At 65.1% G+C, this 26,190-nt stretch carries 19 protein-coding genes and 2 pseudogenes; 12 read left to right on the top strand and 9 right to left on the bottom strand.

What is annotated here, in order from left to right; translation table 11 throughout:
• Positions 1-273: 273 nt before the first annotated feature.
• The 3 genes from N2603_RS28555 to N2603_RS28545 all read left to right on the top strand — a co-directional run bounded on the left by N2603_RS28555 (position 274) and on the right by N2603_RS28545 (position 3,450).
• The gene (locus N2603_RS28555) at positions 274-2,301 is read left to right on the top strand and encodes a hypothetical protein (protein ID WP_260384747.1); all 2,028 of its coding nucleotides are present in this window, start codon (positions 274-276) and stop codon (positions 2,299-2,301) included.
• 82 nt (positions 2,302-2,383) lie between these two features.
• Positions 2,384-2,725, top strand: coding sequence for a hypothetical protein (locus N2603_RS28550; RefSeq protein ID WP_260384746.1), 342 nt, complete (start codon positions 2,384-2,386; stop codon positions 2,723-2,725).
• A gap of 101 nt (positions 2,726-2,826) precedes the next feature.
• On the top strand, positions 2,827-3,450 hold the full coding sequence (locus N2603_RS28545) for a 2OG-Fe(II) oxygenase family protein (RefSeq protein ID WP_018643082.1): 624 nt from the start codon (positions 2,827-2,829) through the stop codon (positions 3,448-3,450).
• 9 nt (positions 3,451-3,459) lie between these two features.
• Here N2603_RS28545 and N2603_RS28540 read toward each other — a convergent pair whose 3' ends face one another.
• Positions 3,460-6,072, bottom strand: coding sequence for a spermidine synthase (locus N2603_RS28540; protein WP_260384745.1), 2,613 nt, complete (start codon positions 6,070-6,072; stop codon positions 3,460-3,462).
• 170 nt (positions 6,073-6,242) lie between these two features.
• Complete coding sequence (locus tag N2603_RS28535) at positions 6,243-8,411, bottom strand: TonB-dependent receptor (protein WP_260424279.1); 2,169 nt, start codon at positions 8,409-8,411, stop codon at positions 6,243-6,245.
• A 320-nt stretch (positions 8,412-8,731) separates the two neighbouring features.
• Here N2603_RS28535 and N2603_RS28530 point away from each other — a divergent pair, with 320 nt between their 5' ends.
• Entirely contained in the window at positions 8,732-9,391 is a 660-nt protein-coding gene (locus N2603_RS28530) for a hypothetical protein (RefSeq protein ID WP_260384744.1), read from the top strand.
• A 47-nt stretch (positions 9,392-9,438) separates the two neighbouring features.
• Here N2603_RS28530 and N2603_RS28525 read toward each other — a convergent pair whose 3' ends face one another.
• The 7 genes from N2603_RS28525 to N2603_RS28495 are packed head-to-tail and all read right to left on the bottom strand — an operon-like array spanning position 9,439 to position 18,070.
• A complete protein-coding gene (locus N2603_RS28525) occupies positions 9,439-10,566 on the bottom strand; it encodes a M24 family metallopeptidase (RefSeq protein ID WP_260384743.1) in 1,128 nt (375 codons plus the stop codon).
• Between the two features lie 38 nt (positions 10,567-10,604).
• On the bottom strand, positions 10,605-11,819 hold the full coding sequence (locus N2603_RS28520) for a M20 family metallopeptidase (protein ID WP_260384742.1): 1,215 nt from the start codon (positions 11,817-11,819) through the stop codon (positions 10,605-10,607).
• Positions 11,820-11,837: 18 nt separating this feature from the next.
• A complete protein-coding gene (gene nikE / locus N2603_RS28515; RefSeq protein ID WP_260384741.1) occupies positions 11,838-13,412 on the bottom strand; it encodes a nickel ABC transporter ATP-binding protein NikE in 1,575 nt (524 codons plus the stop codon).
• Entirely contained in the window at positions 13,409-14,239 is an 831-nt protein-coding gene (locus tag N2603_RS28510; protein WP_260384740.1) for an ABC transporter permease, read from the bottom strand. The genes nikE and N2603_RS28510 overlap by 4 nt, the downstream gene beginning before the upstream one ends.
• Positions 14,232-15,179 carry an ABC transporter permease gene (locus N2603_RS28505; protein WP_260384739.1) on the bottom strand — a complete coding sequence of 316 codons (948 nt, stop codon included), beginning with the start codon at positions 15,177-15,179 and terminating at the stop codon, positions 14,232-14,234. Before N2603_RS28505 ends, N2603_RS28510 begins: the two co-directional genes overlap by 8 nt.
• A 14-nt stretch (positions 15,180-15,193) precedes the next feature.
• Positions 15,194-16,741 (bottom strand): ABC transporter substrate-binding protein, encoded by a 1,548-nt coding sequence (locus N2603_RS28500; RefSeq protein ID WP_260384738.1) that lies wholly within the window; start codon positions 16,739-16,741, stop codon positions 15,194-15,196.
• An 18-nt stretch (positions 16,742-16,759) separates the two neighbouring features.
• Complete coding sequence (locus tag N2603_RS28495; RefSeq protein ID WP_260384737.1) at positions 16,760-18,070, bottom strand: M20 family metallopeptidase; 1,311 nt, start codon at positions 18,068-18,070, stop codon at positions 16,760-16,762.
• 81 nt (positions 18,071-18,151) lie between these two features.
• On the opposite strand from N2603_RS28495, the gene N2603_RS28490 reads away from it, so the two are divergent.
• The 8 genes and pseudogenes from N2603_RS28490 to nac all read left to right on the top strand — a co-directional run bounded on the left by N2603_RS28490 (position 18,152) and on the right by nac (position 26,097).
• On the top strand, positions 18,152-18,913 hold the full coding sequence (locus tag N2603_RS28490) for a GntR family transcriptional regulator (protein ID WP_260384736.1): 762 nt from the start codon (positions 18,152-18,154) through the stop codon (positions 18,911-18,913).
• A 254-nt stretch (positions 18,914-19,167) separates the two neighbouring features.
• Positions 19,168-20,355: pseudogene (locus tag N2603_RS28485) on the top strand (ABC transporter substrate-binding protein).
• A gap of 21 nt (positions 20,356-20,376) precedes the next feature.
• Positions 20,377-21,249: a branched-chain amino acid ABC transporter permease gene (locus tag N2603_RS28480; RefSeq protein WP_260384735.1), complete on the top strand. Its 873-nt coding sequence runs from the start codon at positions 20,377-20,379 to the stop codon at positions 21,247-21,249.
• Positions 21,250-21,294: 45 nt separating this feature from the next.
• Positions 21,295-22,281, top strand: a complete 987-nt coding sequence (locus N2603_RS28475; protein WP_260384734.1) for a branched-chain amino acid ABC transporter permease — start codon at positions 21,295-21,297, stop codon at positions 22,279-22,281.
• Positions 22,278-23,048, top strand: coding sequence for an ABC transporter ATP-binding protein (locus tag N2603_RS28470; protein WP_260384733.1), 771 nt, complete (start codon positions 22,278-22,280; stop codon positions 23,046-23,048). Before N2603_RS28475 ends, N2603_RS28470 begins: the two co-directional genes overlap by 4 nt.
• Entirely contained in the window at positions 23,041-23,781 is a 741-nt protein-coding gene (locus N2603_RS28465) for a branched-chain amino acid ABC transporter ATP-binding protein (RefSeq protein ID WP_018643067.1), read from the top strand. Before N2603_RS28470 ends, N2603_RS28465 begins: the two co-directional genes overlap by 8 nt.
• 60 nt (positions 23,782-23,841) lie before the next feature.
• A complete protein-coding gene (locus tag N2603_RS28460) occupies positions 23,842-25,050 on the top strand; it encodes an aspartate transaminase (protein WP_260384732.1) in 1,209 nt (402 codons plus the stop codon).
• A 110-nt stretch (positions 25,051-25,160) separates the two neighbouring features.
• Positions 25,161-26,097: pseudogene (nac, locus tag N2603_RS28455) on the top strand (nitrogen assimilation transcriptional regulator NAC).
• Positions 26,098-26,190 lie beyond the last annotated feature (93 nt).

Raw genomic sequence — 26,190 nt, 5'->3', positions numbered from 1 at the left:
TCTCGCAGCACGCACCGCCGCTCGATGCGGCAGAGCATTTCAACTGTCATCTTCACGCGGCGCGGAAAATGCAACGGACAAACGCCGGACGCAAGATGCCTCGTGGAAATTGCCGATCTGCGTGCGTCGAACATAAATCCTTCACGAAGCTGTATCGGAACTCTGGTCATGTCGCCGCGCGCAGGGAATCCGTTCACGCGGTCGGGGCAAGAGAGTCCTCGAATTCCCAATCTCTGTTGTTTCGCGATATCCGACTTGAATAAGGGGCGATAGATGTTTCCATCTGGCAAGACGATCCTGTTGACCGCCGCATCGGCGTCATTGGCGCTGACTCAGAGCGCTACGGCCGAGGAATTCGGTCGGGGCGAGCGCCGCGGCAATCCCTACGTCGCCGGCGACATGCACAATCACAATACTTGCACGGATGGTTCGGTTGCGGCCGGCTACACGATCGACCGCGCAGTCGGGCGGGGCACCGCGTCGGCGGGCGGCAATAATTTCGATCTCGACTGGTTCACGCTCGGCAACCACGGCGGCTCCGGCAATCGCGACTGCCGCTTCAGCGACACCAGCGCCAATATTCCGGGACAGACCACGACGACCTGGAGCCAGACGCTCGGCCAGACCATCGACGGGATCACCATCAGCAGCCTGAAGGGCACCCCGAACGGCTCCGGCACCGGCGCGCAGATGTGGCGCTGGCAGTCGATCCGCGAGGTCGAGTATCCGACCATCGTCAATCGCTCGGCGCGCTACGACAAGGTGCTGATCGAGGGTCTCGAGTGGATCGCGCCCGGCCATGAACACGTCGACGTCGCCGTCATCACCGGGCAGCACCCGATGCACCCGAGGAAGGGGCCCGGCAACGCGGACAAGATGGCGGAATTCGAATACCGTTTCGACCGCGCCGACACCGATGCGATCGGCCCCGTCATCGACGCCGGCGGCAACCAGCTCTGGCCGGGCAAGGACAACGTCAACAACACCGGCACGGCGGGCCACCAGAAGGCGCTCACGGGCATCAAGTGGTTGCAGGCGAACTACCCGCTGCACTCCTACGTCATCCCGACCCACACTGAGCGCCAGGGCCCGTTCAGCACGACCGCCAACAAGGGCTACAACATCGAGCACTTCCGCGACTTCAACAATGCAGGCCCGACGGTTGCGTTCGGCATCGAATCGCCCGGCCACTTCGCCGAAGGCGGTGCGAATGGCGGCTCCGGCTCGTACACCGCCAACGCGGTCGGCGGCGGCACCTACGGCATGAGCGGCATCTACACCGCGAAGGTCGGCGGCCTCTGGGACGGACTGCTGGGCGAAGGCCGCAACTTCTTCATGTATGTGAGCTCGGACTGGCACAGCCGCGGTGCCGGCGGTGCGCGCGACTCCTTCACGACGGCCGACTTCATTCCCGGCGAATACACCAAGCTTTATGTTCCGAACGCCGGACGGTTCTCGTCGCAGCACGTCGTCGACGGCATGCGTTCGGGCAACTCGTACTCGGTCAATGCGGACCTCATCGGTCCGGATCTGGTGTTCCGCGCCAAGACGCGCGGCGACGACTGGAAGACCATGGGCGAGACCCTGGTCGTGCGGCCCGGCGAGAAGATCACGGTCGAGATGGAGCTGACCGTCCCGCGCGAGAACAACGCTCCCTACACCTTCAACAACCCGCTGCTGGTGCCAGTGGGCATCAAGCAGCCGCTGAACAAGCCGTCGCTCGACCACGTCGATCTGATCACCGGCCAGATCACCGGCGTCGTTGCGCCTAACGCGCCCAATTACGCGGTGGCGAATGCCGCGGGCACGGCCGGCGCGTCGATCGTGTACAATCCATCGGCGACCATCGCCCGGCAGATCCCCGCGACGCAGATGCATCGCGAGCATCGGGGCGATCGCGACGGCGTGCGGCTGCGGTTCACGACGACGTTTACCGCGGGCACCAAGCCGTTCTACATCCGCGCGCGCGGAACCAACATTCCGAACGGCACTCCGAACGTCAGCGATACCGCCGGCAACCCGCTGCTCGATGCCAACAACGCGCAAGTCAGCTGCATCGATCCGGCATGCCCCGCGCATCTGGAGACGGTGAACGGCGCCAAGAAGGTGACCCACGACGTTCAGGCCTACTCGAACGTCTGGTTCTACGCCAACCCGATCTTCGTCAGGCCGGAAGGTTCCCCGAAGCTCCTGGTCGAGACCAACGCCGAACTGGCGCGCCGGCTCGGACAGCGGGCTGAGCACGACCATGATCACGACCACCACGACCACGACGATCATCATCACGACCACCACTGGTGATGTGAGGCCATCCGGCGGGACGCATTTTGCGTCCCGCCGTACTCGTTTTTGACGCGGGCTGTTGCGGCCCGGAACGACCGACATGCATCTCATTCGTATCACCGTCTGCGCACTCGGGCTGCTCGCCGGCCTCGGCTGCGCAGTGGCCGCCCCCGATGCTGCCGCGCCCGCCTCGGAGGAACCGACCCAGGACGATTGCAATGCTGCGGTGGCGGAAGCGCGGGCTTTGGCGACCGCCTTGCCGCCCGATCATCTCTCGCGCTACTTCGCCGAACGGCTCCTGCACCAGGCGCTGGTCGAAGCCGGCAATGGCGAGTTCGACGAATGTCTCGACATGGCCGCGCGTGCCTCTGACGAGGTGCGCGAGCGGCGCCACGAGCTGCGGCCCGGCGAGAAGCTGAAAGTGCTCCGGGCCGACGAGTAGCGGGACCCGAGAATTTCGCAGATCCTGCGCGCTGTCATCGCAGTGTCATCCTTGCCCGCGCATTGTCTGCCCGCGTTTCAAGAACAGGGTGACGTTGCGACATGGATCAGATCGAGCCGCTTTTCCCGATTCCGCTGCTGCGCTCGCCCGGGCTGCTGCCGCCCTCGCTGAACGAAGCCGCCGTGGCCGCGATCCGGAACACCCGGATCGAGGGCAATCTGCGCTCGGGCCAGCTTTTCCACACCGAAGTTGCCGATCCCCGCGACAACGAGCTGTTTCGCCAGATCGCCGAGCTTGCCGTCCCCAAGCTGGTCGATTTCGGCGTCCTGCTGTTCGGCGAAGAGCTGCGCTGGACCGTCAAGGAAATGTGGACCAACATGCTGGAGACTGGCGGAAACCAGACGCTGCATTCCCATGCCAACAGTTTCGTCTCCGGCATCTTCTACCTGACGCCCTCGCATTCGGCCTGCAAGACGGTCTTCGTGCGGCCGCCCGGTGGCTTCGACTTCTCCTTCCGCCACCACACGCGCGAAGCCGCCATCGGCCCCTTCAACGCGGGCAAGTATGCCTTGCCGGAGGCCGAGCCCGGCGATCTCGTGCTGTTTCCGAGCTACCTCTATCACGAGGTGCCGAGAAATCAGGGCGGGCAGAGGATCACGATCGCCTTCAATGCGATTCCCGATCATCTCGACTGCTGGGGTTATCGCGTCAACTTCGCCCCGTGAGGGCGGTGATCACTCGTTCCGCAAGCCGAACTCGCGCAGCAGAAGCTCCCGTGCCTCCGGCCTTGTGGGCGCCGCCTCGTTGATCTTGCGGAGCAGGCGGGCGGCCGCCGCGCGGTCCGAGCCGAGCAGGGATCTAGCCATGCCCATCAGCGGCCCATAGGCCGGATCAAATTCGGGGCTCAGGCGAAGCGCGTCGATGAGGCCCGGCGAGGCGGCATCAATAAGGGCGGCACCGCGCGGATCGCCGGGCAGCGACGCGCCGGCTTCGAGGAAACGGTTGCGCGCGTGCCAATAGGCATCGAGGCGTGCGCTCAACGCATCGCGCCCGGGCCCAGCCAGCAGTTCACTCGGATCCGGCTGAATGTCTTTCATAACAGCGAGCAGCAGCGACCAGGGGGCTGCGCGGAGCGCGCGGACATTCCGCCGCGCGTCGAACGTCACGAACGGATAATCATCCGTGTTGCGCGGACCTTCTCCGGCGAAGGCGGAGAGGGCGCGTGGGCCTCCGACGTACTGGCCGAGCAGATCGATCGGTGCCTCGAACCCCAGCGGCCGCACGACTTTCGCGGTCATGGGATCGTGCAGCCGCGTTTCCAGCGCATCGACATCGAGATGGCCGCCGTCGCGTGTTCCGATCAGCGCAAGCATCGGGGTGCGGACGCTGTAGTGGTTGAGCCAGGCCGCGCCGTTGGGATAGACGTCGAGAAAGCCGCGGATGATGGCGCGGAGCGAAGGCATATCGAGCTGGTAGAGCGGCAGCCATTGGCAGAAGATGCCGCCTGACGCCAGTCTGCGTTTCACGGCCGCGAAATGCTCCACCGTATAGAGCGCGCCGCTGCCGTCGAGCGCGGGGTGAAACAGGTCGGCAATGATCACGTCGTGCTGGCTCGTATCTGCCGCGACGTAGCGGCGCGCGTCAGCCACGGTCAGCCGCGGTGCCGAGGCCGGCTGCGGATCGACGAACCAGGGCAGCAGGTCCACCACTTCCCGCGACAGCTCGACGCCGTGCACGCTGACACCGGGCATCTGCGTTCCGCCGACCATGGTGGCGCCCGTGCCGATGCCCAGGAACAAGGCCAGATGCGGCGCTTCGTGAAGCAGCAGCGGCAGCATCGCTTGCCGGTAGTCGGACCGCGTCGAGCTCGTTCCGCCCATGCGGAAATGACCGTTGACCTCGAGGTAGCGTGTACCTGCCGCGTCGTCGACCACACTCGCCGTTGCCATCGGACCTTCGCGGACCGCGAGCAGCGCGCCACCCGCGGGCACGCGCGTCAGTGGTGCCGCAGGATCGAGCCACAGCACGAGCGCGAAGGTTGCCAGTGCAGCGGACCACAGCAACACCGAGCGGCCGGGCGGCAGCAGCAGCAGATACCCGACTGCGACGGCAAGCAGCGCCGTCCAGGCGCCAAGGGCCGGAATCAGGAATTGCGCCGCTACCAGCGGCGCGATGCAGGCGCCGAGGCTGTTGATGCCGACAGCCGTGCCGACCGAGCCGCGCTGATCGCTCACCCGCTGCGCCAACAGGCCGAACAATGCGCCCATCGCGGTCGCGGGGACCAGGAAGAGAGCGATTGCCACGGCGAGTTCGCCGAAGATGTCCGCGGCCGACGCGACCTCGACCAGCCGGCCGGCACAGGGCGCAGCCGCAGCAGTCGTGATGCAGGCGAATGCCGTTGCGGCGAGCAGGCCGCGGAGATTTGCATCATTCGCATCGCGCCCGGTCCGCTGCCAGAGCAGGCTGCCTGCCGCGGTGCCGAGCAGATACGCAGCCAATAGTCCTGCGAAGGTGTAGACGGTGTCTTCCATCACCTGTGCGGCAAGCCGGACCACGACGACCTCGAAGGTGATTCCGAGCAGTCCCGTGGCGAACAAGGTGATCGTGAGCCGCAGGTCGCGAATTCGTTGAGGCCGCGGCTGTTCGGCATCGACTTTGCCCGCTGCCGATCCGAGCGCAAGTGCAGCCAGCGCGCAGAACGCATTGATGCCGGCGAGGCAGAGCAATGTTCCCGAAAATCCGAGCGCCGGGATCAGCAGGAATGTGGAGGCGAGCGTGCCGGCCAGAGCCCCCGCCGTATTCGCCCCGTAGACGCCGGCCGTGACGCGTGCCTCGCCACGCGCGTGCCGCGTCATCCGCTCCAGGGCAGCCAGGGTTCCGCCCATGGCCATCGTTGCGGGGAGCAGCGCGAGCGTCGGCAGCGCCAGGCTGCCGGCCCATAGCAGGATTGGAGACGGTTCGGTCCCAAGCAGAGGCGGCAGGACCCGCCCGGCCGCCGGCAGCAGCCACACGCTGATCAGGCCCCAAACGGCGATGACGGCTTCAAGGACCGCATAGACGCGCCATGGCGATGTCGCACGGCGGATCAGCCGATCGAGTGCGAACGCGCCAAGGGCCAGGCCGCCGAAAAATCCGGCAATGACGCCGAGCACCGCCATCATCTCGGTGCCGAGCGCTAGGCTCAACTGGCGCGTCCACACGATCTCGTAGCCGAGGCCTGCAAAGCCCGACGCCGTCACGATGGGGACGAGCGCCCACGGACGTGCAGCCTGTCCACGCGTCGATGCGGCCGTGCGTGCAAACCGCTCTGCCGAGGCGATCATGGTGATATCAGGCTCAGATTGCATTCCCCTCACTCCTGCTTCGAACGCGACCGGCTGGGCGGTCGGAGCCGGGTCTTGCGTCAGCCGAACTCGTGCTCTCGGTTCATCAAAGCATCTGCTCTATGTCAGATTTTTTCAGGATTTATGACGGCCGACGCAGGTTGTTTCCATGCCAGGCCCGCAAGCCGCCGCGATCAGAATCTCGCCGCCACTGTCAGCCGCACTGCAAGCGGCTCCGCCGGATGGACGTGACGATCAGCGACGCCCTCGATGGGCTCTCCCGGCAGCCGCGACAGATAATAGTACTCGATCTGGTTGGTCTGGGCGTTGAAGAGGTTGAGCACGTCGAGTTGCACCCGAACGCCGTTGTCGAAATTGTAGCCGGCGCGTGCATTGAAGATCAGCGACGACCGCGAACGGACGCTGTCGTCCTCGATCAGCGGGCGCGGGCCGAAATAGCGCGCCTTCAGCGCGCCGAACCATCCGGTGTCCCCGCCGAGTGTGACCGCTCCGCTCGCCACCCACGCCGGCGCGCCGGGGATGCGGGCGCCGGCCGGATCGAAATCGGTGAAGCGTGCATGGGTGTGGGCGACGTCGAGATCGACCGTCATCCACGGCAGCGGCTTGTACTGGTTCGTCCACTCGACGCCGACGCGCCGGCTGGGCCGGCTCGGCTCCGTGGTGCCGGCGTCGCCGACGAACAGCAGCTCAGAATCGAAGTCGAGCACGAAGACCGCGAGCGAGCTGGTGAGCCCCTCGACCGGCTTGGTGCGGACGCCGAGCTCGGCGCCGCGCGAGCGCACCAGCAGCGGCACGCGGTCGAGCGGCGTCACCTTGTCGTTGGGATCGACCGTAATCGTCGCGCCGCGGATGTCGTTGCTGTGCAGGCCGTAGCCGGCATTGGCGTAGAACTCGGTCTTGTACCACGGGCCGAGCACGAGGCCGGCCTTCGGGCTCGCCATCGACGCCTGCGCGTTGCCCGAATTCTGCGGCGTGTCGCTGAAGACGTGCCCGGCGAAGACATCTTCGCGGATGCCGATCGTGGTGCGCAGCCAGTCGGTCCAGCGCGTGGTCGTATCGCTCCAGAAGCCGACATTGCCCTCCTGCACGCGGTCGTCGCGCACGGTCGAGAGCCAGTTGCGCCGCTCGGTCTTGAACAGGCCGACATGGATATCGTCATAGCGGCTCTGCATGCCGACGCGGGTTTGCGCCTCGATGCCGGCAAAGCGCCAGTCGAACGCATGCCGCGCATCGACGCCGCCGAAGCTGCGGCGGTCGAGCTGACTGAACTGGTCGCCATTGACCGGGTTGTCGAGAAAATAGGTGAAATCGTTGAACAGGCGCAGGTCGGAGCGGACGACATAGGCGCGGACATTGGTTTGTCCGTAGTCGCCCGACTGCGCCCAGCTGCCGGACAGGCTGAACCGGCTGGACGTGCCGCCGTCCGTCGGATTGAGCGTGCCGAGGCGATCGATCAGGCCCTGGTCGATCGCGCGTTGCGCGACTTGGTCGGTCGAATTCCAGCCATTGGAATAGGCCATTGCCGTCAGGGTCAGGCCGTCGGTCACCGTGCCCTGACTGTAACGCAGCACGCCGTTCAGCTTGCGGACGTCGTCCGGCGATTGCCACGGTCCATCATATTTCGTGGCTTCGAGCGCCGTCAGCAGCGTGCCGGCGCCGACGGAGTTCGACGTTGCCGCCAGGGCGCGGCGATAGCCGAAGCTGCCGAAGGTCATCTCCGCGATGTTGTGCGGCAGCTTGTTGACATAGTCGATCGCTACGGCGCCGGCGGAGGCGAAGTCGCCCTGGTCGGCGAAATAGGGTCCCTTGCGCACATCGACGGACCGGATCAGCTCGGGGATCAGGAAATTGATGTCGGCATAGCCTTGCCCATGTCCGTGCGTCGGCATGTTGACGGGCATGCCGTCGACGCTGATCGCGAGATCAGTGCCGTGATCGAGATTGAAGCCACGCAGGAAATACTGATTGGCTTTGCCCTCGCCGGAGTGCTGGGTGACGATCAGGCCAGGCACGACTTCAAGGGCCTCGCCGGGTCGCGAGAAGGGAATCGCATTGACCTCCTTGCCGCTGATGCGAACCGCGCTGGCGGCCGTGGGCTGCAGAGCGGACGAGGTGGCAGGCGCCGCGCCGGCCGCACCGCCGCCCTCGGTCGTGCTGTCCGTGCGAGCGGCACTCTGATGATTGCGCGGGCCCCCATTCTTCGGCGGCTTCTTGCGGGCGAGCCGTTTCGGAGGCTGTTCCTCCGCCGCGACGGTGACCGGCGGCAGCTCGGCGGCCGCGCTGAGCTCGTGGGCTGCTGCCGGAAGCGCACACAGGGCGGAGGATGCGGCGGCCGAAAACATCCGCAACAAGGTCCCACGCACCGCCACGTCTCCGCACCCCAACCAGTCCAGCAACGCCACGCTCTAGCAGGGGAGTATGACGATGCGGCAACAATGTCATACCGGGGCCCGGAGCCGGTGTCGAGGCGCGGAATGATCGCAAGGCGGGGAAACATCGGGAAGGTCGTCGGTGTTTCGCACAAGTGTCACATCGGCGGCCGATAAGCCTTGATCCCCTCGGTGCTCAGTGCCTGGCGAGCCCTTGTCTTGCCTATGCTGGCCACCGGCCTCCTTGACCGAGAATTTTGCGCGTTGCTTCCGACAGGCTGATGACTGGGAACATGAGAGGGCACAAGGCGGCGCGGCGGATATCGGTGGGGTTCGTCCTCGTGCTGGCCTCTCTGCTCGATGTTTCCGCCTCGACCTCGGCGCTGCCGGCGGATTTCCCTGATATCGACGTCCCGGGCTTCAGCGGGCCGACGTCGAGCCTTGGGGAGTTTCCCGCAACGTTGGCACCGCTCGTTTCCGCGGCGCCATCGCGCTCTCCGGTCAATCGCGAGGCGATGCGCGGCAATCCGCTTTGGGCAGTCCCGCTCGCGGCATTGACGGACACGAACGAGCGGCCGATTTTCTCGGCCTCGCGGCGGCCGCCGCCGCCAGCGGTGATTTCGGTGCCTGCCGCGCAAGCGCCGCCCGTGCCGCCCGGCCCGCCGCCAGCCGAACTGCGGCTCGTGCTGGTCGGAACCGTTGTCGGCGGCGATCAGAGTGTCGGCATTTTCGTCGACGAGGCGAGCAAGGCCACGCTGCGTCTGAAGCTCGACGGAGACTATCAGGGCTGGCGACTAAGTTCGGTGCACCAGCGCGAGGTGACGATGGTGCGCGGTGATATGAGCGAGACGCTGACATTCCCGAAAGCAGGCGGAGCTGCGCCGGCGACGGGACCGGCCGTTGCCGAAAGTTCGGTGAAGCGAGGCAGCTCGCATACGGCTCAGTATGACTGAACGAGCCCTTCAAGGTGGACGTCGCTGCGCCTTGAGGCCCCTGCAACTTAAACCCGAAACACCTGCCGGGGCGCGCGCGTCAGACACTCATACCCGGTTGTCGTGACGAGCACGGTCTCGCTCAGCGCGATCCCGTCGGCGGAAACATACATGTGGAACACCATGCCTTCTTCCAGCTTCCAGTCGACGTTGGGCAGGAAGACGCGTGAGAAGTCGCTGGTGCGCGGCGTGTGGGCCGGATAGCAGCCGAGCGAATAGCCGGTGATGTTGGGGTAGTCCGGCCGCAGGCCGTCGGCGAGCATGGCATCCCTCGCGAGTGCGTCGAGATCGGCGGCTGCGGCGCCCGGCTTCATCGCTTCGAACTGCCGGTCCTGGATCTCGATCAGACGGCGGGCGAGTTGCGACCGACGCGGGTCGAGGTCGCCGATGACGGCCGACCGCATCAGGCGGGCGCTGTAGCCGTCGATATAGGGCAACAGCTCCATGTGCAGAACGTCGCCTTTGGCGAGCGGCTGATTGGTGAGTCCGCCGTGCAGAAAGGCGTTGCCGACGCCGGCGGTGATGATGCCCGCGCGTGCCGCGTCGGCGCCCTCCTGCATGAACACCTGATAGACGGCTGCCGCGGCATCGCGGGCCGACCGGCCTTCGCCGGCCGCCTTCAGGGCGGCATCGATGCCGAGATCGCCGATAGCAGCGGCGCGCCGGAGCACGGCGATTTCCCTTGCGCTTTTCCTGGCGCGGAGCAGGGCCATCACGCCGGAGAAGTCGACAAATTTCGCGTCCGGCAACTGTGCCGACAGATGCTTGAAGCGGGACAGCGGCATGCAATAGGAATCTTCGTCGAGGCCGACACGGCCTGTCGCACAACCGAGGCTGCGGACGGTATCGGCGAGGACCTCGATCGGGTCTTCCCAATCGGCGAAGGCGACGGAACGCTGCAGCCATGAGCTGTCGCTGAACGGGCCGAGGTCGACGGCGCGGAGAATCATGACCGGCTCGCCATCGCGCGGCAGCAGGCAGGCTCGATACATGTTCTCCGAGATCAGGAAGCCGGTGAGATAGGCGAGAAACTCGCTCTGGTCGATGATCAGGACATCGAGATTTCGTGCCGCCATCTGCTCGCGCACGCGCTTGACGCGCGCGTCATATTCGTCGATCGGAAACAACATCGTCATGCACTTTCAGTGGGATCAAATGCGCGCCCGGAGCGCAGCTATCCGCAGATCTCCAGAATGGCGAGCATGTAGATGCGGATCATGTCGACGAAATCGACGATATCGACGCGTTCGTCGGGCATGGTGTTGTAGCGTCCGCCGGGACCGCAGACGATGCCTTCCATCTTGCCGAAATAGTGCAGGTGACCGGCATCGGTGCCGTAGAAGCAGCTCGGTGCAACGGGTCCGGTCGGCTGGTCTTCGCCACGCACCGTACGATAGGCGCGGTTGATCGCTGCGACGATCGGGCTCGTACGGGCCACCTCGAATGGCGGCATGGTCGGCACGCCGGAGCGATCCTCAGACATGATCTTGGTCTTGAGGCCGGGAAACCGTGCTTCGAGCGCATCGAGCTCGCGACGCATGTCAGCCAGCGCGCCGGCCTCGGTCTGGCCCGGCGCATAGCGGCCCGAGCCCTTGATCCGCACGAAATCCGCGACCTGCGGCGCGCGCCATTCGTGCAGCTCGCGGCCGAGCGCGCCGTGAACGACGCCGACATGGACGCGGTTGATGCCTTCGTGTTCCGGCGAGAGGGCGCCTGAGAATTTCATCGCGTTGAGGCGCGGAATGAGATCGCACGCCGCGGTGATGGCGTCGACCGCCTCTTCGCGCTTGGACAGATGGCGGGTATTTCCTGTGAGCTCGATGATGAACATGAAGGCCGCGGCGTGCATGGTCATCGCCTTCAGGTCGGTCGGCTCGGAATTGATGAAGTAATCGGCGCGAAGGCCCTGCTCGACGAGCGAGTAGGTGCCGACCCCGCCTTGCAGCTCGCCGACGACGTAGGTGAGGATGACGTCACCCCGCAGCTTGACGCCGGCGTCGATCAGCGTTTTGACGGCGCAGAAATAGGCGGCGTCGCCGGCCTTCATGTTGGAGACGCCGATGCCGTAGATGAAGGCGTCGTCGACCTTGCCTGCCCAGGGATCGACGGTCCAACCCTCGGTCACCGGATTGGTGTCGAGATGGCCGTTGAACATCAGGCTCTTTCCGCCGCCCGAACCTTTCCAGCGGCCGACGGCGTTGACGCGTCCCTCGTCGCCGAAGGGCGTGAGCTCGCTTTCGAGGCCGATCTCGCGCATGCGGCCGGCCATGAAGGACGCGAGCTGCTTCTCGCCCTCCGACTTGGAGTAGCTCTTGTGCTGCACCATGCGCGACAAGAGGTCGAGGGCGGCGGGCACGTCGATCCGGGCGAGAAGTGCGTTGTGATCCATGGAGGCAAATCCTTGTCGTCAGCCGACCGGCACGGGCGAGGCGGCCATCAGTTCGCGGGTATAGGGATGAACGTGCTCTGCGTCGAAATCTTCGGCCGGCAACAGGTCGACCATTTCACCGCGGCGCATCACGGCGATGCGGTGGGCGATCTGACGGATGAGGTTGAGATCGTGGGTGATGAAGAGGAAGGCGGTTCCGGTCGCGGCGCGCAGCGCCAGCAGCAATTCGATGATCTGCGCCTGCACGGAAACATCCAGCGGCGCGGTGATTTCGTCGCAGATCACGAGCTTCGGCCGCGCGGCGAAGGCCCGCGCGATGGCGACGCGCTGCTTCTCGCCGCCCGAGAGCTGGTGCGGCCAGCGGCCGGCATAGGAGGCCGGCAGGCGGACCTGCTCGAGCAGGCGGGGAATCTCGGCGGCATTGCCGCCATAGAGTTTCAGCGGGCGCGACAGGATTTCGCCGATCTTGTGGCGCGGATTGAGCGAGGAATCCGGATGCTGGAAGATGATCTGCACTTCGCGGCGATAGGCCGCGTTCATGTCGCGGGCGGCTGTGATCGCCTGATTGTCGAATTTGACCTTGCCCGAGAAGCGGGCAAGACCGGTGAGCGCGCGCGCCACTGACGATTTGCCCGACCCGGATTCACCGACCAGCCCCAGGATTTCTCCAGCCCGCACGTCCAGCCCGATGCTCTTCGTCGCGGGCGGCGGCGCATGGCCGAAGAGGCTCGCGCGGCCGTAATGGACTTCGATGTCCGAGGCCGAGAGGAGGATCTCGGCACCGGGCTTGTCATGAACGAGGCGCCGTTCGGGCCTCGGCACTGCCTGCACGAGAGCCTGCGTATCGGCATGGCGTGGCGCGCGGAAGATGTCGGCTGCCGGAGCCTCTTCGACCAGACGGCCGCGTTTCAAGACTGCGACCCGATCGGCAACCCGCGTCACGAGCGCGAGGTCATGGGATATATAGAGCGCGGCAACGCCGGTTTCCTGGCGCAGCCGGGCGAACAGCTCGAGGATGCGCGCGCCGGTGATGACGTCGAGCGCCGTGGTCGGCTCGTCGAAAAGGATGATGTCGGGCCGGCAGCCGAACGCCGTTGCAATGATGACGCGCTGCTTTTCGCCGCCGGAGATCTCGTGCGGATAACGACGCATGATCGCGGGGGGATCGCGCAGTTCGACGTGGCCAAGCAGGTCGATAGCCAGCGCAACCGCTTCGCGTTGCTTGATGCCGCGATGCTGGATCAGCGTCTCCGTCACCTGCCGGCCGATGGTGAGGGTCGGGTTGAGCGAGGTCGACGGATCCTGGAACACCATGCCGAGCCGGCGTCCCCGGATTCTGGTCAGCTCCCGCGGGCTCAGGCGCTGAAGGTCGGTGTCGCCGAGATGCAGGGTGCCTGCGATCTCTCGGGCATTGTCCGGCAGATGGCGCATCAGCGCCCAGGCGAGCGAGCTCTTGCCCGAGCCGGATTCGCCGACGAGACCCAGCACCTCGCCCGGACCGATCTGAAGCGAAATGTCGTGCAGCACGCGCACCGGTCCTGCGGCCGTCGCGTAGTCGAGCGTATAGTTCTTGATGGCAAGGGCCGGGATCACCGCTCGTCCTTCGGATTGAGGGCGTCGCGAAGGCCGTCGCCCACGAGGTTGAAGGCAATCGCGGTGAGCGCGATCGCCGTGGACGGCACGACCAGGCCCCACGGCGCCTGGTACATGTACTGCCGGGCATCGGCCACCATCAGCCCCCATTCTGATGCAGGCGGCTGGGCGCCGACGCCGAGGAAGCTGAGCGTTGCGAACAGCATCACGGCAAAGGACACGCGAATGGTGGATTCGATCACGATCGGCGCCATCACGTTGGGCAGCATCTCGCGGAAGATGATCCAGACTGCGCCCTCGCCACGCGCGATGGCCGCCTTGACGTAGTCCTGATTGCGCACGTTGAGCGCAACCGAGCGGGTGACGCGTGCCATGCCGGGTGCAAAGGCCACCGCGATGGCGATGACGGCGTTGCCGGCGCCGTTGCCAAGCGTCGAGACCAGCAACAGTGCCAGCAGAAGGCCTGGGATCGCCATCACCGCGTCGTTGGTGCGCATGATGGCCTCGTCGGTCCGGCCGCCGAGATAGGCCGAGCCGACGCCGATGATGGCGCCGGCCGCGCTGCCGACGAAGGTCGCGATGAGGGCCATTGGCACGGTCGACCGGGCGCCGACCATCAGGCGGCTCAGGATGTCGCGGCCGAATTGGTCCGCGCCAAGCCAGTTCTGCCAGCCGGGAGGACGAAACCGGCCGAGAAAATCGATCTTCTCCGGCGCGTACGGGGCAAGCGCAGGCCCGAACAGGCATGCAACGGCAATGAGCGCCAGGAGTGTGACGCCGACGAGCCCCTGCGGTCTGCGGATCAGTCGGACGAACAGCTCAATCATAGCGGATCCGCGGGTCGAGAACGGCATAGGCCATGTCGGCAAGCGTGTTGGTGACGGCGTAGGTCGCCGCCATGATCAACGCGCCTGCCTGGATTGACGGCAGGTCGCGCGTGGTGATGGCGACCATCAAGGCCCGCCCGATGCCGGGAATGGCGAAGATCTCCTCGATCACGATGATGCCGCCGAGCAGGTAGCCGACATCGAGCGCGATGATCGTCACCACCGGCAACAGCGCGTTGCGCAGCGCGTGACGGAACAGCACGGTGCGTTCCGGCAAGCCCTTCAAGCGCGCTGCGCGGATATAGTCCGATTTCAGCACGTCCAGCGTCTCGGAGCGCATCATGCGCATCACGTGCGCGATGAGGATCACCGAGATCGTCAGCACCGGCAGCGCCAAATGAGAGATGCCGTCGCCGAAATGTTCCAGCGGCGAGACGTAGCCCGTCGCCGGCAGCCAATGCAACGTGTCGGCCAGCAGGAGCGCAAGCAGCGTTGCGGTGACGAATTCGGGCAACGATACACCGAGATAGGCGATCAGGCTGACGCCGGTATCGGCGAGCCGGCCTTGTCGCAGCGCCGCCACCACACCGAGCGGTACGGCGACGACCAGCGTGACGAGGATGGACGAGGCCGCGAGCAGCAGCGAACGCGACAGCGCGCTCAGCATCTCCGGGCCGACGGGTTGGCTGGTCCGCATCGAGATGCCGAAATCGCCGGTGAAGACGCGGCCGGCCCAGTGCAGATACTGCTGCCAGGCCGGAGCGCCGAGCCCAAGCTTCGCCCTGAGCGCAGCCAGCATCTCCGGCGTCGCATTCTCGCCGAGCAGCGACTGGGCCGCGTCGGCCGGCAGGATCTGCGTGATGGCGAACACCAGCATCGAGACCACGATGACGGTGTAGACCATCAGCAGCAGACGGCGTGCGAACCAGGCGAGCGACACCGATGTCTCCGGCGTCAGCCGCGCTTCGGCGCGCCGGCGCCGAGCGAAACCAGATCGAGGCGGAACACCGAACCGCGTGGATGCAGCGTGTAGCCGTCGACATAGGAGCGCTGTGCGGCAAGAAGGTCGAAGAACGCCGAGATCACGGTGGGGACCTCCGCGTTCATCATCTCCTGCGCCTTTGCATAGAGCGCGCTGCGCTTTGCCTCGTCGGTCTCGACGCGGGCCGCATTGATGACGGCATCGAATGCGCTGTTGTTCCAGCGGGTCTCGTTCCAGGTCGCATTGGACGTGTAGAGCAGGTTGAAGATTGCGTCGGCGGTCGGCTGCATGTTGTAGAAGCCGACGTAGAAATTGCCCTTCTTCCAGACCTGGTCGAGATAGGTCGCGTGCGGCATCGTCTGCACGTTGATGCGGAAGCCGGCGGCGGCCGCCATCTCGCGAACCGCGACGCCGAGCTGCGTGCGGGTCGCGGGCCTGTCGGACGCGATCAGCGTCAGATCGATGCCGTTGGGATAGCCGGCCTCGGCCAGGAGTTGCTTCGCCTTGGCGACGTCGGGCTTCTTCATCGGGATGTTCTTGTAGAAGTGATAGGCGGAGTTCAGCGGCGTGTCGTTGCCCGGGGTTCCGTAGCCGCCGGCGACGAAGCCGACGGTCGCTTCGCGATCGACCGCGAGTGCAAGCGCCTGGCGGACCCTGACGTCGTTGAACGGCTTCTGGTCGCATCCGAGGTTGATGTTGAGGAACTGGCCGGAGGGCGTGCGCAGCGCCTTGACGCCGCTCGCCTTCACGAGCCGCTCGTATTCGCCGGGCGTCGTCGTCAGCAGCAGGTCGATCTCGCCGGAGATCATCGCCGACGCTTCGGCGGTGCGATCGGGATAGACGAGCAATTCCACGCGATCGAGGTAAGGCCGCGCCGGGTCGTAATAGGCGGCGTTGCGTTCGACCACGATCTTCCGGTCGGGCTCGTAGGACACGAGCTTGAACGGCCCGGTGCCGTTTGCGGTCGTGGAGAGGCTGGCGAGATCGGAGGCGATGACCTTCGCCGGAACGATCCGCGCGTTGAGATAGGTCAGGGCCACCGGCAGGTCGGCGTAGGCGCCTGTGAGCGTGAACTTGACGGTCAAGGGATCGATCGCCGCGACCTCCTTGATCGGACCGACATTGGTCCGGCCGGGCGAGGCGGTCTTGGGATCGAGGATGGCATTGATGCTGGCGACGACATCTTCCGACGTCAGCGGCGACCCGTCATGGAACGTCACGCCCGGGCGCAGCTTGAAGGTCCACTCCGTGCGCGTCTCGTTTGGCTCCCAGGAAACGGCGAGGTCCGGCTCGACGGTCATGTCCGGTTTCAGCCGGGTCAGGTTGGAGTAGAGCAATTCGGTGACGAGGTATTCCGGATTGACCCGCGCCAGCATCGGATGAATCACCGACGCGGCCTGGTCGAGCGACATCCGCAGCACGCCGCCGCGCTTGGGCGTATCGGCGACGGCGATCCTGGGGAGAGTGACGAGGCTGATGGCCGTGCCGGCGAGAAACAGGCGGCGGGTGACGGACAGCATGGCAGTAGGCTCCTCGAGTTAGCGAATGGCGGTTGCTTCGGGCGACAGATCAGGACGGAATTCGGCGGAGAGGTACGCGAGGACCGACTTCGCGAGCGCGACGAGGTCGGGGAGCGTGGTGAATTCGCCGGGCGCGTGAATGCGGCTGTTCGGTCGGCCAAGGCCCGTCAGCAGGATCTCCTGCATGCCGGTCGCCTGCACCCAGCCGAAATCGGAACAGCTCGTCGCGCCCCATTTGGCGAATTCGTCGGGTGCGTAGCCGAAGCCGGCCGACAGCGCGTCCTGCCAACGCGGCCAGTGCGGGCCGGTTGGATCCGACGTCGGCATCAGGTGACCGGTGAGGACGATCTCGATCTCGGCCTGCGGCGCGGCCTTGCGGATCGCATCCTCGATCTCGCGACGTGCAGCGGAAAAATCCTCTTCCGGCACGTAGCGGCGGCAGATCAGGATCTCGAACCGCGAGGGGATCTGGCCGCCGCACTGGCCGCCATGTGCGGCGGATATGTCGAGCTGTGCGGCAAGCGGGCGGGTCGCGCCGGGCGGGGCGGGCAGGGCGGACGTGCGCTCTGAGATGTCCGGCTTCAACGCGGCGAGCGCATTGAGGATCGGCAGAGCGGCCTCGATGGCATTGGCGCCGCTTCCGACGTTTGCCGCTTCGCTCGCATGAACCGTCCGGCCATGGACCCGCAGCAGCAGCGTGAAGAGCCCGAAGCAGCCGGCCCAGATGCGTGGCGCCGCCGCACCGTTGAAATTGAGGATGTGCCCCTCGAGCAAGCCCTGATCCGCGAGATAGCGAACACCGGGGTAGAGCCCGCCTTCCTCGTCGGTGCAGAACAGCAGCATTGGATCATAGCCGAGCGGCAGGCCGGTCCGTTCGGCGGCGCGCAGCGCCAGCAGCACGGCCGCGATCGTACCCTTCATGTCGGCGGCGCCAAGGCCGATCAGACGGTCGCCATCGCGCGTCAGGTGCAGCGGATCGGTGGCCCAGCCCGGCGCAGCCGGCACGGTGTCGACATGAAAATACAGTCCCAGCACCGGTCTGCCGGAGCGGCGGCGTGCGATGAGATTGGTGCGCGCGCCGTGCGCAGGGCCGCCAGGGACACGCCACAGATGCTCGGGCACGTCGATGCGCCGGCACTCGAGGCCAAGCGGCGCGACGAAGCTCTCCATCAATCCGGCAAAGGCCTGGTAGCCCGCACCGGGTGGGAAGGTCGTGTCGATTGCGACCATCCGCGCAAGATCGTCGACCGCGCTTTCGGCGGCGCGTTCGATCTCGGCGAATCCCAAGCTTAGCCCGGACTGCCCTGGACGGATGGGTGGAGAAACCATTTGCGGCGGCTCATTTCTATATTCTATAAAGAAATACACGATGAGAACCGATTGCTGTCAATTCCAAAGAATGAGGCAGGCGTGACCGGTAAACAGGCAAAAGCGGCGGTGACGGGCTCGTCGAGTCTGCCGGTTCCTCTGTACGAGCACGTCAAGCGGCAGATCGCCGAGGCGATCCTGGTTGGAGACCTGGCTCCGGGTACGGTGCTGCCCGGCGAGGTTGCGCTTGCAACACGTTATGGCGTTGCGGTTGGCACCATTCGCCGGGCGCTGGCGGATCTGACTGCCGACGGCATGCTGGTGCGCCGTCGCAAGACCGGCACTGTCGTCACCGGCCGTGCTCCGCAGCATAGCCTGCGCTTCTTCTTTCAATACTTCCGCTTGCACGGCGAGGATGGCGGCCTGCAGCGCTCCGTCCCTGAGGTCTTGTCCGTGACAATCCGGCCGGCAGGCGCCGAGGAAGCTGCGCTCTTTTCGGAGCCGGCGGGCGAGCCGCTGCTGTGTCTCGATCGCATCCGCAGAGTCGGTAGCGTGCCGGTGATGCATTCGCAGATCAAGCTGCTCGCGCGTCGCGTGCCCGATTTTCCGCGCGAGCCGGCACGCGTGCCGGCGCTCCTCTACCTTCATCTGCTCGACGTCTACGGCATCCGCGTTGCGGCGGTCCGCGAAAAACTGGCAGCAGAGCTCGCGGACGCGAAAGACCGGCGTTTGCTTGGCTTGCGATCGCCAAGCGCCGTCCTGGCCATTCACGAAGAGGCCTACGATCAGACCGGCGCATTGGCGCTTCTCAGCGAGCATCGCGCGACGACCGCGCGCCATCGCTATGTGAATGAAATCCGCTGACCTGATCGGAGCAGTCTCTCCCTCGGCCACGATCCGCAGTCATGTAAGCCCGACGCGCGGCCTCAACCATCGGTTCTGATAACCGCTCCCCGCCATAAGAATTCGCTATGGCGGCAGAGGACAGTCGTGCTTCCCCTGTCATCGAACGTAAATCTATTTTTTACCGTCGGCCGCAGCAAAAAATTCCAAGGGCAAGACCACCGAAGTGGCAGAGTTCGCGGGCGCATCATTTTGTGGCAGCAACGGAGCGGGCAATGACGATCGAGTTGAGCCGACGGGCATTTTGTATCGGAACCGCTCTGGTTGGGCTCCAGACCGTTTCCTCAGGTGCCTTCGCCGCGCGCAGTGAAGATGGAACGGTGAGGCTCGGTCTCGTCGCGCCCATGAGCGGCCCGAACGCCCGGTACGGGGCCTTCTCGATGCGCGGCGCCCAGATGGCCGCGAAGGAGATCAACGACGCCGGCGGCGTCGGCGGACGCAAGATCAACGTCATGCCCGGGGACAGCCAGGGTACGCCGGTCGAAGGCGTTTCCGCGACCCGCCGTCTGATCGACCAGGACCAGGTCGACTTCATCATCGGCGACGTCTCGAGCTCGGTCACGCTGGCCATGCAGCCGGTCGTCGAGGACGCCGGCGTGCTTCTGCTCAATGCGGCCTCGTCGAACCCGATGATCACCTACAAGGCGGGCGCCGGCGGCTTCAAATGGTCCTTCCGCAACTATCCGACCGACGAGAACCGCGCCCTCCTCGTGCTGCAATACGCCGCCGAGAAGAAGGGCTTCACCAAATACGCCGTGCTCTCGGTCGACAGCGACTACGGCCGCGCCGCCATTCAGTTCACCAAGAAGTACCTGCCGCGCTTCAAGAGCGCGATCGTGACGTAAGACTACTACAAGGAAGGCGAGGTGGATTTCCGCAGCGTGCTTTCCAAGATCCGCGACTCCGGCGCCCAGGCCATCATCATGTACGGCAATGCCGATTCCTCGCCCATCGTCGGGCGTCAGATGATGGAGGTTGGGATCGCAGGCAAGATCCCGCTGATCGGCAACGCCGAGTTCAATACGGCGACCACCATCAAGGCGGCGCCGAAGGCGATGGAGGGAGCGATCGAGGCTGCAGCCTGGCTTCCGGCGTACGACTCGCCGAAGAGCAAGGCTTTCGTCGAAAAATTCACCGCCGAGTACCGCGAAGCTCCCAACAATCACGCCTACGTGCATTGGGAGACGGTGCATCTGCTCGCCAAGGCGATCGAGCAGGCCAAGAGCATAGATCGCGAGAAAGTCCGCGCCGCTCTCTCCGGCATCCATTATGATAGCGCGGTCGGCGAAGTCACCTTCGACGACCACAACCAGGCGCGGTTGCCGATGATTCTCCTCGAGATCGAGGGCGGCAAGCCCATGATCAAGGGTGCCTACAAGGCCGAGATCGACTATCCCAAGTAAGCCCGCGGAACGGTAGGCACCATGTTCTACACGATCACCGAGCAGGTCGTTAACGGCATCGTTTCCGGATCGGTCTACGCGATCGTTGCCGTCGGCATGACGATGATCTTCGGCGTCCTCCGCGCGATCAACTTCGCCCATGGCGAATACTACATGCTCGGCACCTTCGGGGCCTGGTTCGCGATCGACTATTTCGATCTGCCCTATCCGGTCGCGGTCGTGATCGGCGTGATTGCGACGGCGGTCATCGCGGTCGTCGTCGGTAACTTCGTGATGCAGCGGATCGTGGGAGCGCCGGCCGAGGCCGGCGTTCTCGCCACGCTCGGCGTCGCCCTGATCCTGCAGAACACGGTCATCCTGCTGTTCGGCGGCAGCTACAAGTTCTTCTCCGGCGGCTACATCGAGCCGGTGAGCGTCTTCGGCTTCACCCTGGCCGAGCAGCGCATCCTGATCATCATCGTCGGCCTGGTGACCTTCGTCGGGCTCGAACTGATGGTGACGTACAGCCGGATGGGCAAGGCCATGCGCGCGGTCTCCCAGAACATCGAGTGCTGCGCGGTGGTCGGCATCGACGTTCGCCACATCGCACTGTGGACGTTCATCATCGGTGCCTGTCTTGCCGCGCTCTCGGGCGTGCTGACGGCGCCGGTGAACGTGAGCGTCTATGGCGGCATGGGCGAGCTGATCACCTTCAAGACGCTGCCGATCATCATCATGGGCGGGCTCGGCAACGTGCGCGGCACCTTCGTCGCCGCCATGATCCTCGGTATCGCCGAGAGCTTGGTTGCCACCTATGTCGGCCTGCAATTCCGCGACACGGTCGGCTTTGCAACCCTGATGCTGGTGCTGATGTGGCGTCCGCACGGGCTCTTTTCCGCGCAGGCGCGCTTCTAGATGCGGTGGTGAGGACAGGTGAGCGAGATCGCCCGAGAGCCGAACATGACGCCCGCTGAACTCACGGCAGCGACGACGGGACGGGATCTCCGCGTTCCCTTCGGCGTCGCGCTGGTGGCGCTGGCCTGTGCCGCGCCGCTGTTCCTCGGCAATTATCCGTTGCACGCGATGATCATCGCGCTGATCTTTCTTCTGCCGGCGCATGGGCTCAACCTGCTGCTCGGGTACACCGGGCTGCTGTCGCTCGCGCAGGCCGCGTTCTTCGGCATCGGCGCCTACACGTCCGCGCTGCTCGCGGTGCATTTCGGCACGCCCTTCTATGTGAACTTCGTGGCGGCGGGACTGATGGCCGGCGCCATCGCGCTGCCGCTCGGCATTCCCGCGCTGAGGCTGCGCGCGACCTCGTTCGTGATGTGCACGCTGGGCTTCGTCATCATCGGCCAGGCCATCGCCAAGAACTGGATCACCCTGACGCGCGGCGACATGGGCCTGGCGGCGATTCCAAAGCCTTACTTTGCGCTGGGGCCGGCTTCGTTCACCGTCTCCGGCACGGTCGGCTTCTACTATCTGGTCCTTGCGATCGCCGCGATCGCCACGCTGATCGCTTACCTCATCGTTCGTTCGCCGGCGGGGCGGAACATGATCGCGATCCGCGAAAACGAGACGCTCGCGGAATCCGTCGGCATTCCCACCTGGCACTACAAGCTGGTGGTCTTCATGATCAGCGCCGCCTTCGCCGGCCTCGGCGGCAGCCTCTATGCGCACTACCTCACCGTCGTCAGCCCGCTGACGTTCCAGATGTACTATTCGACGACGATGCTGATCATCGTGCTCGGCGGCGGTGCCGGGACCATTTCAGGCGTCATCTTCGGCAGCCTGCTGTTCGTTGGGCTGACGGAAGCGCTGCGCGTCGCGCCGGAGCTGCGCATGATCGCCTACGGCTTCTTCCTGCTCGGGCTGGTCTTCTGGTTCCCCAGCGGGTTTGCGCCGCTCATCGGCCGCTTCTGGTCTTTCCTCGAGAGGCGCAAATGACCGGCCTTCCGATCCTCGACATCTCCGGCCTCTGCAAGTCCTATGGTGCCGTGCGCGCCGTCGACGGCGTCGATCTGCAGGTGGACCGCGGCGAGATCTGCGGGCTCATCGGCCCAAATGGTTCGGGCAAGTCGACCTTCTTCGATTGCGTGACGGGGCTTGCGAAGCCCAGCGCCGGCGCTGTGAAGCTCGACGGTCAGGACATCACCGGCTGGTCGCTGAACGACATCGCCCGTGAGGGCCGCATGCTGAGGTCATTCCAGAAGACCGTGGTGTTCTCCGCGCTCGACATCGAGGAGAACCTCGTCATCGCCGGCCAGATGTTCACCTTTCCCGGCATCTGGTCGACGTTCGGGATTGGATCGGCGGCGCGCAATCGCGTCGCGGCGCTGCGAGAGCGAGCGCGCGAGCTGATCAAGATCGCCGGCCTCTGGGACGTGCGCTTCCAGCCGGCCGGCAAGCTGTCCGGCGGCCAACAGAAGCTGATCCAGTTCGCCTCGATGCTGATGCCGGAGCCGAAGCTCAATCTGCTCGACGAGCCGATGGCCGGCATCAATCCCAAGCTGATCGAACGGGTGGTCGAGAGCATCCGCCTCGCCAACACCTCCTTCGGCGTCAGCTTCCTCATCATCGAGCACAACATCGATGTGGTGACGAGCCTCTGCAAGCGCGTGGTCGTGCTCGACCAGGGCCGCAAGCTTGCTGAGGGCACGCCCGACGATATCGTCCAGAACCAGGCAGTGCGGGAGGCCTATCTCGGTGGCTGAACCCTCTCTCTCCATCAAGGGATTGCGCGCCGGCTACGGCTCCCTCGACATTCTCAACGGCGTCGATCTCGACGTCCCGCAGGGGCAGTTCGTCGCGCTGATGGGACCGAACGGCGCGGGCAAGTCGACGCTGCTGAAGACGCTCTATGGGATGACAACCATCAAGGGCGGCAACATCAGCTGGCAGGGCAAGGACATCACGGCCCTGAAGTCGCGCGCGATCCTTGCAGAAGGCATCTCCTGGGTGCCGCAGGGACGCTGCAATTTCCCGGTGATGACGGTCGATGAAAATCTGCAGATGGCGGCCTATACGCTGCGCGACAGTCAGGTGAAAGCGGAGCGGGACTATGTCTATGATCTCTTCCCGATCCTGAAGACGCGTCGCAATACCTTGGCTGGAAACATGTCCGGTGGCGAGCAGCAATTGCTGGAAGTGGCCATGGCCGTCCTGCAGCGGCCGAAGATCCTTCTGGTCGACGAGCCGTCCGTGGGCCTGTCGCCAAGCGCAATCGGCATCGTCTTCGACGAGCTGCTCCGCATCAACGCGACCGGTCAAACCATCTTGCTGGTCGAGCAGAACACCAAGAAGGCCATGGAGGTCGCCCAGCGCGCGGTGATCCTGCGCCTTGGCAAGGTGATCTGGGACGGCAGGCCTGCCGATATCACCCACGACGAGCTCGGCGAATTGTTCCTCACGGGCCGCATGCGCGGCGAAACCGAGGTCGAGCACTAGCAATCACGGCGTTCGCCGCGGACGAGCACCCACATATTCGAAACCTGAAGGACGACCAAAGTGACGATTTTCGTGCCGGCTGCGCGCGTCTCGCGCATCAAGATCTCTCCGACCACGGCGGCGTCCGCTCGCGTTCGCGAACTGAAGGCGGCGGGTCGCGACATCATCGACATGGCGATCGGCGAGCCGGATTTCGACACGCCCGATCACGTCAAGACGGCGGCGCACGAGGCGATCGATCGCGGTGAGACGAAATACACCGCGGTGAACGGCACCGTCGCCCTGCGCAAGGGAATCATAGCCGACTACAAGCGCCGCCTCGGCCTCGAATATGCCGACAACGAGATCTGCGTCGGTGGCGGCGCCAAGCAGATCCTGTTCCTGGCGCTGATGGCGAGCGTGGAGGAGGGGGCCGAGGTCATCATCCCCGCACCCTATTGGGTCTCCTATCCCGACATGGTGATCGCCAATGACGGCAAACCGGTCATCGTGCGCTGCTCGGAAAACCAGGGCTTCAAGCTCACGGCGGACGCCCTCGAGGCTGCCATCACGCCGCTGACGCGCTGGTTGATCCTCAATGCGCCTTCGAACCCGACGGGCGCGGCGTATTCGCGCTCGGACCTTCAGGCCCTCGGCGAGGTGCTGCTCCGCCATCCGAACGTGCTGGTGCTTTCCGACGACATCTACGACCAGATCTGGTACCGCGACGAGCCGGCCACCACGCTTGCGGCCGCCGTGCCCGCGCTGAAGGAGCGCATTCTGCTCACCAATGGCGTGTCCAAGACCTACGCCATGACCGGATGGCGGATTGGCTACGCGGCGGGTCCCGCGCCGCTGATCGCCGCCATCAACAAGCTGCAATCGCAGATGTCGTCATGTCCCTCGTCGATCAGCCAGGCTGCCGCCGCCCATGCGCTCGCGAGCGACCAGTCTTTCGTGGGGGACAGCGTCAAGCTCTACAAGGAGCGGCGCGACTATGCCTGCGCGCGGCTGAATGCGATTCCGGGTCTGTCATGTCTGGTGCCGGACGGGGCGTTCTATCTCTACCCCGGCTGCGCCGGTGTCATCGGCAAGACCACCCCGGATGGCAAGGTCATCGAGAACGATCTCGATTTCGTGCTCTATCTGCTGGATGGCGTCGGCGTGGCGGCCGTGCAGGGCGCGGCTTACGGGCTCTCACCGTATTTCCGCCTGTCGATCGCGACCTCGATGGAAGCGATCAGGGAAGCCTGCGACCGTATCGAGAAGGCCTGCAAGGCACTGCGCTGAGGTGGCACCCGAAAACCGCCTGCTTGAGCAAGAATCTCATTGAAATCAATGTGCTAGATAAAGGATAGTGCTGATCTAGATTGTGTTTTCAGGGCTGGCATTCGACTGAGATGAGCGTCGATTTCAGAAAGCTGAAGAGCTTTGTCAAAGTCGTCGACGCCGGCAGCGTCTCGCGCGCCGCTGGCCTGTTGCGGACGGCGCAGCCCGCGCTGTCGCAGCAGATCGCTGCGCTCGAAAGTCATTTCAAGCACAAGCTGCTTCTGCGCAGCAATCACGGCATCGTCCCCACCGAAGCAGGGCTCATCCTCTACCGGCATGCCCAACTGCTGCTGAAGCAGATCGAGCAGGCGCAGATCGATATCGATCAATCGACCAAGGCGCTGGCTGGCCGCGTGTCGATCGGGCTGGCGACCTATTCGGCATCGAGCACGTTGTCGCTGCCGATCCTGAAGGAGATGTCCACGCTGCATCCGCAGATCATCGTCCATATCAACGACAGTTTCGGTCATGTGCTGAGCGAGCTCATCATGACCGGCAAGATGGACATGGCCATGATCTATGGCTCCGGCCCCATCAAGGGCGTCAAGCTGCAGCCGTTGTTCCGGGAGGAACTGTATCTGGTCTCCCGGGCCGAGCAGGCGGGAAAGAAGCAGGGGGATGAGCCGCTGCCGCTGTCGGCGCTCGCCGACGTAGCTGCTGCTGCCGAGCCAGGGCCATTTCCTGCGGCGCCTGATCGATGAATCACTGGCGCGAGCGCGGGTGACGCCGAACGTCGTCTCGGAGATCGAATCCGTCTCGGCGCTTGGAGCGGCGGTCACGGAAGGGCTCGGCTCGACCATCCTGCCGGCTTCGGTGGCGGCAAGTGCGTCCAGCTTCGAGGGCGTCGAGGTCCGGCGGCTCATTCGTCCCGCAATCGAAGCGACCGTTTCGCTGTGCGTGTCGGATCATCTGCCGCTCTCGGAGCCTGCACTAGCGACCCGATCGGTACTCCTCACGGTCGTAGAGAAGCTGATGCGCGGCCATCCGCAAGGCATCCGAGCCGTTTAGACGCCAATCGCCGCACGCCATAAGCAAAACCTATGGCGGCAGACCGGAGTTGTGTTGGCCAGCGGCAGGTGCATTTCCTACCGTCGAAGACAT

Origin of the sequence: Bradyrhizobium huanghuaihaiense (assembly GCF_025200885.1) — a bacterium.
GTDB classification, from domain to species: domain Bacteria; phylum Pseudomonadota; class Alphaproteobacteria; order Rhizobiales; family Xanthobacteraceae; genus Bradyrhizobium; species Bradyrhizobium huanghuaihaiense.
This window is presented reverse-complemented; position numbering and strand designations above follow the sequence as displayed.

Excerpts from the sequence above, each read along its gene's own strand:
- N2603_RS28480 (WP_260384735.1), top strand. The coding sequence starts at position 20,377 with ATGTTCTACACGATCACCGAGCAGGTCGTTAACGGCATCGTTTCCGGA.
- N2603_RS28540 (WP_260384745.1), bottom strand. The coding sequence starts at position 6,072 with ATGCAATCTGAGCCTGATATCACCATGATCGCCTCGGCAGAGCGGTTT.
- N2603_RS28520 (WP_260384742.1), bottom strand. The coding sequence starts at position 11,819 with ATGGATCACAACGCACTTCTCGCCCGGATCGACGTGCCCGCCGCCCTC.
- N2603_RS28495 (WP_260384737.1), bottom strand. The coding sequence starts at position 18,070 with ATGGTTTCTCCACCCATCCGTCCAGGGCAGTCCGGGCTAAGCTTGGGA.
- N2603_RS28545 (WP_018643082.1), top strand. The coding sequence starts at position 2,827 with ATGGATCAGATCGAGCCGCTTTTCCCGATTCCGCTGCTGCGCTCGCCC.
- N2603_RS28475 (WP_260384734.1), top strand. The coding sequence starts at position 21,295 with ATGACGCCCGCTGAACTCACGGCAGCGACGACGGGACGGGATCTCCGC.
- N2603_RS28525 (WP_260384743.1), bottom strand. The coding sequence starts at position 10,566 with ATGACGATGTTGTTTCCGATCGACGAATATGACGCGCGCGTCAAGCGC.
- N2603_RS28535 (WP_260424279.1), bottom strand. The coding sequence starts at position 8,411 with ATGTTTTCGGCCGCCGCATCCTCCGCCCTGTGTGCGCTTCCGGCAGCA.
- N2603_RS28470 (WP_260384733.1), top strand. The coding sequence starts at position 22,278 with ATGACCGGCCTTCCGATCCTCGACATCTCCGGCCTCTGCAAGTCCTAT.
- N2603_RS28510 (WP_260384740.1), bottom strand. The coding sequence starts at position 14,239 with ATGATTGAGCTGTTCGTCCGACTGATCCGCAGACCGCAGGGGCTCGTC.
- N2603_RS28550 (WP_260384746.1), top strand. The coding sequence starts at position 2,384 with ATGCATCTCATTCGTATCACCGTCTGCGCACTCGGGCTGCTCGCCGGC.
- N2603_RS28500 (WP_260384738.1), bottom strand. The coding sequence starts at position 16,741 with ATGCTGTCCGTCACCCGCCGCCTGTTTCTCGCCGGCACGGCCATCAGC.
- N2603_RS28530 (WP_260384744.1), top strand. The coding sequence starts at position 8,732 with ATGAGAGGGCACAAGGCGGCGCGGCGGATATCGGTGGGGTTCGTCCTC.
- N2603_RS28555 (WP_260384747.1), top strand. The coding sequence starts at position 274 with ATGTTTCCATCTGGCAAGACGATCCTGTTGACCGCCGCATCGGCGTCA.